The organism is Bacillus sp. FSL K6-0255 (assembly GCF_045040725.1).
GTDB classification, from domain to species: domain Bacteria; phylum Bacillota; class Bacilli; order Bacillales; family Bacillaceae; genus Bacillus; species Bacillus subtilis.
Window position 1 is genome coordinate 642,841 of sequence record NZ_CP150278.1, and the last position, 12,478, is coordinate 655,318.

Annotated in this window: 13 protein-coding genes; 5 read left to right on the plus strand and 8 right to left on the minus strand. The window is 44.1% G+C overall.

Going from position 1 to position 12,478, the window contains the following annotated elements; genetic code table 11:
* Positions 1-23: 23 nt before the first annotated feature.
* A complete protein-coding gene (gene bdhA, locus MHB62_RS03340; RefSeq protein ID WP_003234015.1) occupies positions 24-1,064 on the minus strand; it encodes a (R,R)-butanediol dehydrogenase in 1,041 nt (346 codons plus the stop codon).
* A 437-nt stretch (positions 1,065-1,501) separates the two neighbouring features.
* Here bdhA and walM point away from each other — a divergent pair, with 437 nt between their 5' ends.
* Both walM and MHB62_RS03350 read left to right on the plus strand, forming a co-directional pair.
* On the plus strand, positions 1,502-1,873 hold the full coding sequence (gene walM, locus MHB62_RS03345; RefSeq protein ID WP_003234013.1) for a cell wall metabolism protein WalM: 372 nt from the start codon (positions 1,502-1,504) through the stop codon (positions 1,871-1,873).
* Positions 1,874-1,938: 65 nt separating this feature from the next.
* A complete protein-coding gene (locus MHB62_RS03350; RefSeq protein ID WP_032722967.1) occupies positions 1,939-2,985 on the plus strand; it encodes a PD40 domain-containing protein in 1,047 nt (348 codons plus the stop codon).
* A gap of 33 nt (positions 2,986-3,018) precedes the next feature.
* On the opposite strand, the gene MHB62_RS03355 is transcribed toward MHB62_RS03350, so the two are convergent.
* From MHB62_RS03355 to MHB62_RS03385, 7 genes are all read right to left on the minus strand, one after another.
* On the minus strand, positions 3,019-3,177 hold the full coding sequence (locus MHB62_RS03355; RefSeq protein ID WP_003234009.1) for a hypothetical protein: 159 nt from the start codon (positions 3,175-3,177) through the stop codon (positions 3,019-3,021).
* A 196-nt stretch (positions 3,178-3,373) separates the two neighbouring features.
* A complete protein-coding gene (locus tag MHB62_RS03360; RefSeq protein WP_003234008.1) occupies positions 3,374-3,583 on the minus strand; it encodes a cold-shock protein in 210 nt (69 codons plus the stop codon).
* Positions 3,584-3,665: 82 nt separating this feature from the next.
* A complete protein-coding gene (locus tag MHB62_RS03365) occupies positions 3,666-4,481 on the minus strand; it encodes an alpha/beta fold hydrolase (protein ID WP_032722968.1) in 816 nt (271 codons plus the stop codon).
* Positions 4,482-4,493: 12 nt separating this feature from the next.
* The gene (locus MHB62_RS03370) at positions 4,494-5,483 is read right to left on the minus strand and encodes a DUF4003 domain-containing protein (protein WP_032723013.1); all 990 of its coding nucleotides are present in this window, start codon (positions 5,481-5,483) and stop codon (positions 4,494-4,496) included.
* 98 nt (positions 5,484-5,581) lie between these two features.
* A complete protein-coding gene (gene cotA / locus MHB62_RS03375) occupies positions 5,582-7,123 on the minus strand; it encodes an outer spore coat copper-dependent laccase CotA (RefSeq protein ID WP_014479048.1) in 1,542 nt (513 codons plus the stop codon).
* Between the two features lie 151 nt (positions 7,124-7,274).
* Positions 7,275-8,684: a GABA permease gene (gene gabP, locus MHB62_RS03380; protein ID WP_003233998.1), complete on the minus strand. Its 1,410-nt coding sequence runs from the start codon at positions 8,682-8,684 to the stop codon at positions 7,275-7,277.
* 37 nt (positions 8,685-8,721) lie between these two features.
* On the minus strand, positions 8,722-9,009 hold the full coding sequence (locus MHB62_RS03385; protein WP_032722969.1) for a hypothetical protein: 288 nt from the start codon (positions 9,007-9,009) through the stop codon (positions 8,722-8,724).
* A gap of 73 nt (positions 9,010-9,082) precedes the next feature.
* On the opposite strand from MHB62_RS03385, the gene mneS reads away from it, so the two are divergent.
* From mneS to MHB62_RS03400, 3 genes are all read left to right on the plus strand, one after another.
* Complete coding sequence (mneS, locus tag MHB62_RS03390) at positions 9,083-9,955, plus strand: manganese transporter MneS (RefSeq protein ID WP_015382984.1); 873 nt, start codon at positions 9,083-9,085, stop codon at positions 9,953-9,955.
* Between the two features lie 349 nt (positions 9,956-10,304).
* Entirely contained in the window at positions 10,305-11,267 is a 963-nt protein-coding gene (locus MHB62_RS03395; protein ID WP_032722970.1) for a MoxR family ATPase, read from the plus strand.
* Positions 11,267-12,463, plus strand: coding sequence for a DUF58 domain-containing protein (locus MHB62_RS03400; protein WP_015715430.1), 1,197 nt, complete (start codon positions 11,267-11,269; stop codon positions 12,461-12,463). Before MHB62_RS03395 ends, MHB62_RS03400 begins: the two co-directional genes overlap by 1 nt.
* Positions 12,464-12,478: the final 15 nt, after the last annotated feature.

Genomic DNA, 12,478 nt, shown 5'->3' on the forward strand with positions numbered 1-12,478 from the left:
TGCGGATTCTTTTTGGTTTCAAATTAGTTAGGTCTAACAAGGATTTTGACTTGGCTTTTCTCTTTAATAAGAGCCCCGAAGCCTTCCTCGATCAAATCATCTAGTACGATTTTTTTCGTTACGAGTTTGTCGGCTGAGAAATAGCCTTCTTTCATTAATGACAATACAGCCGGGAAGATGTCGCGGTATCCGATAATTCCTTTTACTGTACGTTCTTTGATTACGATATCGTTCGGATGGATTTCAGCACCTTTTTCCCAAATGCTGACGATGACGGTTTCACCGGCAATTGTAGTGGACTGGATGGCTTGTCGTAACACCACTGGGACACCAGTGACTTCGAATGCTACGTCAACACCGCCTCCTGTACGTTCTGCAATCTCAGCGACTACATCGTCTGTTTTAGACGGATCAACGATGATCGCGCCAAGCTCCTCAGCTTTTTGCTGGCGTTCAGGAGAAAGCTCAACAGCGTAAATATCAGTTGCACCGGCAGCCTTCAGCGCTTCAATGACAAGAAGTCCGATCGGGCCGCAGCCGAATACAGCCGCTTTGTCGCCTGCTTTGAGTTTGCTTGAGCGGACAGCGTATAGAGCAACTGCAGAAGGTTCAACGAGCGCGCCTTGTTCATATGATAATTCATCAGGAAGTTTGAACAAAAGCTCTTCATCCACAGAGACGTATTCAGAGAAACCGCCGCCTCCGCCGGCTAAGCCGAGGAATCCCATTTGTTCATCAAGGTTGTAGGCGCCTTGGTGGCCGTGTGTAGCAAAAATCGGCTCGACTACAACGCGGTCTCCAACTTTATAATTTTCAACGCCTTCTCCGACTTCGACAACTTCACCGGAGAATTCATGCCCCATTGTGACAGGTGCCGTTTCATTTGTTAATGGGTGCGGTTTGTCAACCGGAATAAAGATCGGGCCGCCCAGATATTCGTGTAAATCACTTCCGCAGATGCCGCACCATTTGACTTTGATCTTTACTTTTCCCGGCTCCGTTTTTGGCTCTTCGATATGTTCAATACGGATATCCTTTTGGTTATGCCATCTTGCTGCCTTCATGGATTACCACTCCTATAACTTTTGATGTGAGTAATTCCGCACCGGTCAATATGAACTGTTCACAAAATCGCCATTTTTAAAACCAAAAAAGAAATGAAATTTTTATATAATATAATCTACGTTTTTTTGAAAAAAGAAACTTTGAAGAAAAAAGGGTCTCGCACACTCTTTTTTCTTTATATGAGAGTATCAATCGTTTACATAGCTATGAATTTGGTTTGAACAATACGGTAATGGTTCGTTCATATTGAATGCGACAACTACTCTATCAATAATTATAACGCTAATACTGCTATTATAATAGGATAATCTTCCATGGTTTATTTTAGCAGAGGTAACTTTTTTGACTTTGTAACATTACTGTAAGGATATTGAAATAAAAAATAGCTGGTTGATCGTGTATAATCTTCCTAGATGTTAACAAACAGGGGGACGAAATGTTGAAGAAAGTCATTTTAGCCGCTTTTATCTTAGTAGGAAGTACTTTGGGAGCTTTTAGTTTTTCATCAGATGCCAGTGCGAAACATGTGAACGGAAATATTACTTGGTATAATGGAGTCGGGAAAAAAGGCTCTTCAGGTAAGAAACTTGGACATTGGGATTGTGCGACCAAAATCGGATTTGATGTTCCTAGAAACGGGACAAAAATCAGAGCTTATGCAAAAGCGAAGCCTAAAAAGGTGATTACGGTTTATAAAAATGATGTTGGCAGAATGCCTAATGCAGTGCTGGATGTTAGCCCTAAAGCGTTTAAAGCGCTTGGATATCCATTAAGCAAAGGTAAAGTAGCGGGGCATTACAGCTATTAGTGTACATATATAATCTGGAAAGCAAGAAGTGACATTCTTGCTTTTTCTATTGGTGGAGATAAAAGATGAAAAAAAGAATCATATTATTGTTAGCAGTGATAATAGCGGCAGCTGCCGCGGGGGTTGCGTTTTATGTTGCAAAGGATAAAGGCCATGAGAAGGCTGCTGATGTTTCAGTCAATACCGATAGCGGTGATGAGCTGCTGGTTTCAATTACAGATACGGATCTGCTGACAAAGTATTATGAAAATGACAAGGTGATCCATGAGGAGAAGCTGACCAGCTATCCGGCATTTGCCTTGGATCAAAAACAGCAGGTGCTCTATTATACGGGCAATAATGAACAGAATGAAATGAGGCTTTTTAAACTGGATCTAAAGTCTAATAAAAAGACGGTGCTTTATAAAGGCGCGGAGAGTGCGGACAGTTTGTTTTTATCAAAGGACCGTTCAACCATCTATTTCCGCTTAGGAAAAGCGGACGAAAGCAATTTTCGGATCGCCGCTTTTGATCTGAAAACGAAAAAGTACAAAAATCTTTATCCTGCCGCTAATGATCAGGATAACACCGTCAGCAGCTTCTTTTATAACCAAAAAAACGATTCATTTGCATTGCTTCATTATTCTGTAGAAGAAGACTACAAGAAAACAGATGAAGCAAACGAAAAGGGCATCGACCCTGAACCGACAACGATTCATTTTGCGGAAGGCCGCCAAAATAATTTTAATGAGCTGAAAAGCCTGAACCAATTTATCAGCGATATTGCTGTTTCTGATGATGATAAACGTATTTTATTCACATCATATACGCAAAAAGGAACGGAGCAAACCGCTTCTATTCAAATGCTCAATGCGGATACGAAAAAATATGAAGGCATCATCTCAAATCAAAAATCATTTAAGCTGTTAATTGACGCACAGCCTCAGTTTTCTAAGGATGGGAAGAACATTTATTTTCTTGCCGAAGCCAAGGGGGCTAAAAAGCTGAAGGACGAAACAGGGCGTGAAGCTAAGGTGCGGACGATTTATTCCTATAGCCTTGAAAATAAGACCTTCAAAAAAGTATGGGAAAATCCGAACGGCATCATCAACAGCTTTTCTGTGATTAACTAATAAAAACCACTCGGCTTGGGCTGAGTGGTTTTTTTAATGGATGAGGTGCAGGGCTAATGATCCGAGCCATTTAAAGATATGAATCAGAGGGACCGACAAAAACAGAAGTTCAACATAGAAGTTCATTGCAACATCCAGCTTTTTGAACGCAGCTCTTTTTTTCAAGTCTTTTTGCTGCTGGTTTGGGATCACGTTATCGCTCCTCTTATATCCATATTACACCATTAAAACAGACGAAAAAGCCCTAAACGTTTACAGTTTTGGGCTTCTTTCTTCGTATTTGGCCTCTTGCAATGAGAGGTTTTTATTCTGAAATATAGAATTTTGTCTCCGTTCGGGGTTTGTTTGCTTATTGCTTGCAGGAGTCTGCATTTGTTATAGGGAAGAACTAGCTTGTTTTCGTTTGGCTGTTGTTTTGGAGATTCACTAATGAACGGATGCCGTCGACCATTTTACTTCCGCACAAAGGGCACAATGGCGTATCACTGCTGGCGAAGTTTTTTCGGGTCCAGCCATTACAGTCTTCTTTTGTGCATTCCCAAGTACTCACATCTTCTTTTGGCAGCGGTTCTTGATTTCGTTTGTTATAGTAAGACATAAAGTCACTTCTTCCCTCATGTATTTTACTGCACATTTCCTATTGTCTCATACTTTTCCCTAATCTCCTAATTCCTTTTTCTTTATGACTTTCCAATAACCCCATCTAAAAAGGAGAGGAGTGTGCTGTTAAAAGCATCTGGCTCTTCTAAAAACGGGCAATGGCTGCTTTTAGGAAAGGTAACGAGTGTCGCGTTTGGAATATTGCTGCGCAAGTGTTCCCCAGCTGCTGTAGAGAAAAATTTCTTGTCTTCCCCGAAGCACAGCAATGCCGGCACATTGATGTTTTGGAGGGTGCCCCGGTAATCAGCGGCCGTTTGGTTAAATAAAATCGTGCTAGAAATGGCAGCCGGCTGTTTGAGGATTTCTGCCAGCATCCATTCTGTTTCGGTCTCGGCAGGCGGTTCTGCGAACATATTCTGGATGAAGCTTTCGTAGAAAGGCAGCGGGTCAGTTTGAATGGCGTGCATCGCTGTTTTTAAGCCGTCAAAATCAAATGGACCATGTTCCCAGCCCTCCCATTGATAGTCCGAAGCGGATTGATCGATGATCACAGCGGCTTGAATGTTATCATTCCCAAACTGATTGAGATAATCCCATACGACAAAAGCACCCATTGACCAGCCGGCAAGAACGACATGATCAAGCTCCATTGCATTTAGAAATTCCCTTATGTCACGGGCATATTGGGAAATGGTGTGGCCGTGAAGCACTTTGTCAGATTCGCCGTGTCCTCTAAGATCAAGACGAATACATTGATAATTGGCAGAAAGCGCCGAAAATTGTTTGTGGAAAAATTGTCCGCTCATCAGCACCCCATGTATAAACAGGATCGGCGTCCCGCTCCCGTGTGTTTCATAGTAAAGGCGTGTCTGATCTTCTAATATGATGTATGGCATGTTTCTCCTCCTTTAGTTTCCATCATGAGTATGGCTGGCTGCTGTTGAGCTGATGATGGCAGCTGTCGCGGCTGCCTGCTGCGCTTGAATGACTGTTTCGATAGCGGTGTATAGTCCTGATTCCATCAGCAGATTTTTCTCCATATGCTCACTGAGATAGAGGCTGACAGCAATTTTAAAGTTCATTTCCTTTTGCCATTTAAAAGCTTTTTCCTGGTTTAATTCGTCAGTGATGCACAAAACGGTTTTGATATCTGGCTCTTCCAGAAATGTGAGGAGAGCAAGGTCTGGATAATGATAATCCTTTGTTTTTTTGACAGATTCAGTGATCGATTGATATATCTGTTTGCAAGCGGAAACAAGCATTTCGGGCTCTTTTTCACTTTGCAAGGCCAGAATATGGCTGACCTGATGTAAGTACTGTCCTTTTTTAAAGCCGTTGGCTGCCAGCAGTTGATAGCATGTTTCCGCCTTCTGTAGCGCCTGCAAACCTTCTCCGTTTTCTCCAAGCAGTATGGCGAGCGGAACATTCTGAGTTGAAGTGAGGAAATAATGATTTTTCTTCATCTGCTGATAAACTGCTAGCCCCATGTTCATCTGTTCTTTTTGGTTTGTCGTTTCAGATTTGCCGGTGAGCAAGATCAGAGTGGAAAGGTATGTGAACATATCCCGCTTATATCCTAGCTTCACCATTTCATTGTATACATCGATAAAAGTATGAAATGTTTGTTTTGCCTCATGCTGAAAATGAATGTCCAGAATAGATGCAACAGTAAAGCGGTGGTGTGAATTGAGTGTTGAGAAGCTGCCGATGTTTGATTTGATATAGCTGCTCAAATCATAAAAGCGCTGAAAATCAAACTCTCTTTTATTCACAATATATGCAGAAGAAATGAGCATTAATATCTGATCGTGTGAAACTTTCCATTTTAATTTTGATTTTAATTCAGCATAAATGGAAATGTATTGCTTTATTTTTTCATGTAGGTCGTGTGTCAGCATAAAAAGCAGCTCCTTTTTGCTGTTTTTACGTAATACGATAAATAGGGCCAAAGGTTTCATAAGGAAAAAACTTGCCTGCTAGAGGCAAGTTTGTCGGGTTATTTATGGGGATCTGTTATATCCATCGGTCTCATCATGTCATAGTCTTCATGCTCTAGAATATGGCAATGCCATACGTATCGTCCGCTGTACGGACCGAATGTCGCCGCGATTCTCAGGACTTCACCTGCATGCGCTTGAATGGTGTCTTTCCAGCCCTTTTCACTTGGCGGCGGCGGGACAGCCGGACCGGTATAGGACAATTCCCCGCTTTCTTGATAACGGGCGATATCAAACGGCCGCCGGTCTAATACACGGAAGGAGACTAGATGCAGGTGAATCGGATGTGTTCCGCGTGTCGGGTTGATAATGGACCATATTTCAGTTGTGCCCACTTTTGGTGCTTCTGTGACGGGATCGTGCCAGCGTTTGTTATTAAGCAGAAGGACGGGTCTGCCGTATTCGTCCTGGGTGCCTGCCAGTTTTAACGTTCTGATGTTTTGTATTCTTTCATGCTGTACCGAAGGGTATGAGGCGAGGTACTTCGGCTTTCTGCTTTCGTCTTTTTGTGCCAATGGTTTTGTGACTCTGAATTGCATGATATTCGCATCTGTTTCAGGATTGACGTCACCGCCGCAGCCCGCGCTGTTTGCCAAAATGATCGATTCTCCTTCATATGCTGTGAAGTCAATGATGATATCATAACGTTCAGCAGGCGCAAGGCTGAAAGAATTCAGTTTAACAGATCGCGGCAGGAGCCCTCCATCTGAACCAATCTGAATAAACTCTCCGCCATTATCGAGTGACAGGTTATAGGTTCTTGTATTGGAGGCGTTGATGACACGGAATCGGTATTTCCTCGGCTCGACTTCCAAGTATGGCCATACCTTCCCGTTGACGAGTATGGTTTCTCCGCAAAAAGCCGGAACGATTGAAGGATTAGGCAGTGACGGAGAAGGGTTTTCCGGTGCGCTCGGATAAAACAAAGAACCGTCCTCATTGATCGTGCGGTCTGTGATAAGAAGCGGCACATCGTATTCGTCTGAAGGCAGTTTTAAGCGTTTTTCCTTTGGGTCATGAATGATATAAGCACCGACAAGTCCGGCATAGACATTTAGCCTGGTGAGCGCCATGGCGTGATCGTGGTACCACAATATAGCCCCGCGCTGCTGGTTTGGATAATGATAAACCTCTCTTTTGAAATAAGGTCCTGTTTGTTCAAAGTCTTTGGAAAACCAAGCCTCCGGATACCCGTCACTATCATCTGGCGTGACGCCGCCGTGTAAATGAACAACAGTCTTTACCTCGGGCTCTTCATGCTGGCTGTCACTGTGATGAATGGTGTGATCAATTGGAAGGAAATGCGTGGAAGGAAGGTTATTCATCCATTTTACATATACGTTTTCATTTCTTTTAACCTCAATGGTCGGCCCCGGAAATAAGCCGTTGTAGCCCCACAGGCGGGTTGGAGGGAGATCGCGATGGAGCTGATGAGTGCATTCCTCCATGGTGACTTCGTAGTATGTTTTTTCTTTTGATTGCTGTACTGGCTTTAGTGTATCTGGGATTGGGAGAGCATCCACAAATTTTTCAAGTGTCATTTTCATCTGTCCTTATCTAAATTTTCCAAATTGGTACTATAGTTAATGACAATAAGGACGTGATGGTTACAAAAAATCTTCGTGCTGCAGACCGCCCGAAGAAGAAAATAACAAAATCCTAAACGGCAGGCCGTTTAGGATTTGATCAGCATTAAGGCAGGATATCGGGCTGCTGCTGTGTGACTGGGTTGGCAGCCGCTTTCTCGCTCACCTTGCGTTTTCTGAACACAAGGTAAGAAATCAAAACGATTCCCGTGATGACGCCTGTCAGCAGCAGCTCGTCTCTCATGGAATCAATAAACGCCATGGACACTAAAATTCCGCAAATGGCGATGATGGTCAAGTAGGTTAGGAAAGGGAAGAGCCACATTTTGATCTTCAATGCTTCTGGGTTTGTTTTTTCGAGTTTTTTCCGCATTTTCAGCTGGGAAACGGCGATGACAAGATAGACGAGTAAAGCGATTGCGCCTGATGAGTTGACTAAGAATAAAAAGACGGTATCCGGTGAAAAATAGTTCATTACGACCGCGATATAAGAGAAAAATGTCCCGGCCACAATGGCTTGTACGGGAACGCCTTTTTTGCTCAATTTCATAAAACGGCGCGGCGCTTCATTTCTTTCTGCAAGTGAATACAGCATTCTGGATGTGGTATACAAACCTGAATTCAGGCAAGAGAGTACGGCTGTGAGGACGATAAAGTTCATAATCTGTGCGGCTGCCGGCACTCCTATATGCTCAAGTACAGCGACGAAAGGGCTTTCTAAAATATTTGCTGAATTCCATGGCAACAGCGCCACGACAATGGCGATTGAGCCCACGTAAAAGACGATGATGCGCCATACAACGGATCTGGTGGCTTTTGTCACAGATTCGATCGGGTTGGATGTTTCCCCTGCTGCAATGGCAACGATTTCAGTTCCCATAAAAGAGAAGATGACAACGACAATGCCGAGCAATACGGAGCTGATGCCCTCCGGGAAAAATCCGCCTTTGCCTGTAAGATTCGAAAAACCGACTGGCTCACTGCCCGGTGCAAAGCCAAAAATAAAGGCAAAACCAACGATTAGAAAAGCAATGATAGTCACAACTTTAATGAGGGAGAACCAATATTCAAACTCACCGAAAGACTTAACAGAGTAGACGTTTGTCAGGGTGAGCACAATGGTCAAGATCAAACTTGTCAGCCACAGCGGAATATCATGGAACCAGTATTGAATAATGCCAGCACCGGCAATGGCTTCGATCGCTATGACGATCACCCAGAAAAACCAGTACAGCCAGCCGATTGTAAATCCTGCCCACGGTCCGATGGCGTCGTGAGCGTATTGAGAAAACGATCCGCTCGTCGGGTTTACGGCAGACATCTCACCGAGCATTCTCATAATAAAAATCACCAATAATCCGGCTAACGCGTAAGAAACAACGGCACCCGGACCGGTCGAGTGAATCACTGAACCGCTGCCTACAAATAGGCCGGCTCCGATTACACCGGCAATCGAAATCATTGTCATATGGCGGGTCTTTAATTCCTTTTTTAATCCTGATTGAGACTGGTTCATAAGTTACCTCCTTTTAAAATGCAATCATTACTGAATATTATGATAATTGAAACTCTATCATAAATATACAGTTTGTCGAAAATTCGTGTAAGAAAATATACCAGCTTATTTCAAATTTGTAGTGTTTTGTTTGCGCTTTCAGCGAATGTGTGGAAAAAATGTTTCGTTTTTTATTCGCTGTGTAATTTTGTGTACTATTTACAATTCGATAGAATGCGAGAAGCGCTGGTGTCATTGGATTTGATGGGCTTTTTGGCGGAGCAAATAAATTGGATGGGAGAAAAAGTGTTCCATCATCACTATTTTTCTGTGGCGGGTGAATCATGTTTCTGTAGACCCACTGCGGTTCAGCTTTGTAAGATAATAATAGGAAAATGTGAGCGGGGAGGAGGTTTTGTATGGAGAGATATGATGAACTGAAAAAGGGAGAATCCGGAGCGCTGGTCAGCATTGCCGCGTATCTAGTTCTTTCCGCAATTAAACTGATCATCGGTTATCTTTTTCACTCGGAAGCACTTACGGCAGACGGGTTAAATAACACAACTGACATTATTGCTTCTGTTGCTGTGCTGATTGGCCTGCGCATCTCTCAAAAGCCTCCTGACGAAGATCATCCATACGGCCACTTTCGAGCGGAAACGATTGCATCGCTTATCGCATCGTTTATTATGATGGTTGTCGGACTGCAAGTGCTGTTCAGCGCGGGAGAATCTATTTTTTCTGCTAAACAAGAGACGCCGGATATGATTGCGGCTTGGACGGCAGCGGGCGGGGCAGTCCTGATGCTGATCGTTTATCGGTACAATAAAAGGCTGGCCAAAAAGGTGAAGAGCCAGGCGCTCCTTGCTGCGGCTGCTGATAATAAATCAGACGCATTCGTCAGTATCGGCACATTTATCGGCATTGTGGCTGCTCAATTCCATCTTGCTTGGATTGATACGGTCACTGCGTTTGTGATCGGTCTGCTTATTTGCAAGACCGCATGGGATATTTTTAAAGAGTCATCTCACTCTTTGACAGATGGATTCGACATAAAGGACATTTCCGCTTATAAACAGACAATCGAAAAAATCTCCGGTGTGAGCCGTTTAAAAGACATAAAAGCAAGATACTTGGGCAGCACGGTTCATGTTGATGTGGTGGTTGAGGTATCAGCAGATTTAAATATTACGGAAAGCCACGATATAGCCAATGAAATTGAGCGGAGAATGAAGGAGGAGCATGCGATTGATTATTCGCATGTTCATATGGAGCCTTTAGAACACAAATAATTGAGCTTCCTGCCACAGGAAGCTTCAGCGTGTCGACAAACCCTCGCATTCGTTGTCAGGTCTGCGCTTCGGTGCTCACGAATTAGAACATTCGCTCCGCTCCTATGCTCGTCCTTCCTAGACTTCAAGGGTTTTCAATCACGCTGAAAAGATGACAAAACCCTAAAATGAAAGCCATTTTAGGATTTTGTCAACAATCTGGAGCTTCCTGTCACAGGAAGCTTTTTTGTGTGTTTTGGCCAGCTTTATTGGAAACAATTTGCTAGAATCGTTTTTTTATACAGATTGCTTTTTGTGGTAAAGTTAGGTTACATTATGATGAATTTTGTAGATGACTAGGAGGAAAAGAATGGCATATCAAGAAGACCTGCATCCTTTGCTGGGGAAAGCAGTTGAACATATTAATAGAGTAATGGTTGGAAAACGAGACATCGCCATACTCAGCTTAGCAGCCCTTTTTGCCAAAGGGCATGTGCTGCTTGAGGATGTACCCGGAGTCGGAAAAACGATGATGGTCCGCGCGCTGGCAAAGTCAATCGGCGCCGATTTCAAAAGAATCCAATTCACTCCGGATTTGCTGCCATCTGATGTAACAGGGGTATCTATCTATAATGCGAAAACGATGGAGTTTGAATATCGTCCCGGCCCAATTATGGGAAATATCGTGCTGGCAGATGAAATCAACCGTACCTCTCCGAAGACACAGTCGGCTTTGCTCGAAGCGATGGAAGAGGGGAGCGTCACGGTAGATGGCCATACGATGCAGCTTGCCGATCCGTTTTTTGTGATGGCAACGCAAAACCCGGTCGAATATGAAGGGACCTATCCTTTGCCGGAAGCTCAGCTTGACCGTTTTTTATTCAAACTTCGGATGGGTTATCCGTCCTTTAATGAAGAGCTTGACGTCTTATCTCTTCAGGAAAAAAGCCATCCGATTGAGACGCTTGAGCCGGTTATTGCAAAAGAAGACTTCATCTGTTTACAGAGGGAAGTGCAAAATGTCCGTGCTGATGACAGCATTAAGGAATATATCGTTGAAATTGTGCAGAAAACGAGACAGCATCCTTCTGTTCAATTAGGCGTCAGTCCGCGCGGCTCAATCGCCCTCATGAAAGCGGCACAGGCATACGCGCTGCTGCATCATCGCGACTATGTCATACCGGATGATATTCAATATTTAGCTCCTTTCACGCTGCCGCACCGGATGATGCTTCATCCTGAGGCAAAATTTGAAGGGATTCAGGCAGAAGCGATCGTAAGGGAGATCATGTCAGCTGTGAAGGTGCCGGTTCAAAGGTCGTCGGTCCGCTGATGAATAAGAAATGGCAATGGCTCATATATGGTTGGAAGCTGATTATATTAACTTTATTGACGGCTGCTGTTTTTTCTTATGCGATGTTTCAGGGCGGCTTTGTCAGCTGGTTTTTGTTTTACGCGTTTCTCCCTTTTGTCTTGTATGCCGGGCTGTTGGCCTTGTATCCGCTCCGTTCTTTTCAGGCTTCAAGGCAAATGGATAAAACACAATTGCATGCGGGGGACAGGCTGGGCGTAACGGTTACGCTGAGAAGAAAGCTGCCATTTCCGCTGATGTATATGGTGATTGAAGATTGCCTGCCAGAAGGTATCGAGTCATTAAATCGAGACGGAGCCGCGGCCAAACGGCTCGTTTTTCCTTGGTTTAAACGGAGCATGACGATGTCGTATGAATTAGCTCGGGTACCGCGCGGAGAGCATCACTTTCATTCTGTCAGGGTGCGAACCGGGGATGTTCTTGGCTTAATTGAAAAAACTGCATTTTTTGAGCTGGATGATACCCTGTTTGTTTATCCATTCTATCAGCGTTTTTCCTATCAGGTGAATGAGAGGCATCAGGAAGACGGTGTAAGCGGTTCTTCTCCAATTCATCAGCACCATTCCTCAGTCGCAGCAAGTGTGCGGAATTATCAGCCGGGAGACCGGTTTGCTGCGTTAGATTGGAAGACATCTGCACGGCGGAGCCAGCTGATGACGAAGGAATTTGAGCCTTCTCGCAGCAAAAATCTGTTTCTGCTGATGGACCGTTTTTCCTCAGACGCATTCGAAGAGGTCGTTTCAGTGACAGCTTCGATTCTTCATTCTGTTTTAAAAAACGGCGCGGGTGCTGGCTTGGCTTCCATCGGAAAGGAAAAAAACATTTTCCCTATTCAGGAAGGGGATCAGCATTTTAAGCACATGCTTCGGCATTTAGCCATCGCTCATTGTGATGCGGCAGACCCGATAAGCCGATATGCACGGGAAGAGCTGGGAAAGCCATCTGTTCGCCAAGCTGATCAAGTTGTTGTCACGGGACAGTTAACGGAAGATATGCTGCACCTCGCAGAAATAGGAGGCGGCCGGGTTACGGTGATACTGGCAAAAGAGAAAGATGCTGAGCTCTCTCAAGCTGAAAATGCCATGATTGAACGCATGATGAAACGCCAAATCAGAGTTCGGATCATGAGGGGCGGGCGAGTTTCGCGTGTTGTTTAGAAAGAGAGGTGACTG

What these genes read in the sequence shown, in the direction of transcription:
- bdhA (WP_003234015.1), bottom strand. Translation starts at nt 1,064, where the DNA reads ATGAAGGCAGCAAGATGGCATAACCAAAAGGATATCCGTATTGAACAT.
- walM (WP_003234013.1), top strand. Translation starts at nt 1,502, where the DNA reads ATGTTGAAGAAAGTCATTTTAGCCGCTTTTATCTTAGTAGGAAGTACT.
- MHB62_RS03350 (WP_032722967.1), top strand. Translation starts at nt 1,939, where the DNA reads ATGAAAAAAAGAATCATATTATTGTTAGCAGTGATAATAGCGGCAGCT.
- MHB62_RS03360 (WP_003234008.1), bottom strand. Translation starts at nt 3,583, where the DNA reads ATGTCTTACTATAACAAACGAAATCAAGAACCGCTGCCAAAAGAAGAT.
- MHB62_RS03365 (WP_032722968.1), bottom strand. Translation starts at nt 4,481, where the DNA reads ATGCCATACATCATATTAGAAGATCAGACACGCCTTTACTATGAAACA.
- MHB62_RS03370 (WP_032723013.1), bottom strand. Translation starts at nt 5,483, where the DNA reads ATGCTGACACACGACCTACATGAAAAAATAAAGCAATACATTTCCATT.
- cotA (WP_014479048.1), bottom strand. Translation starts at nt 7,123, where the DNA reads ATGACACTTGAAAAATTTGTGGATGCTCTCCCAATCCCAGATACACTA.
- gabP (WP_003233998.1), bottom strand. Translation starts at nt 8,684, where the DNA reads ATGAACCAGTCTCAATCAGGATTAAAAAAGGAATTAAAGACCCGCCAT.
- MHB62_RS03385 (WP_032722969.1), bottom strand. Translation starts at nt 9,009, where the DNA reads ATGATTCACCCGCCACAGAAAAATAGTGATGATGGAACACTTTTTCTC.
- mneS (WP_015382984.1), top strand. Translation starts at nt 9,083, where the DNA reads ATGGAGAGATATGATGAACTGAAAAAGGGAGAATCCGGAGCGCTGGTC.
- MHB62_RS03395 (WP_032722970.1), top strand. Translation starts at nt 10,305, where the DNA reads ATGGCATATCAAGAAGACCTGCATCCTTTGCTGGGGAAAGCAGTTGAA.
- MHB62_RS03400 (WP_015715430.1), top strand. Translation starts at nt 11,267, where the DNA reads ATGAATAAGAAATGGCAATGGCTCATATATGGTTGGAAGCTGATTATA.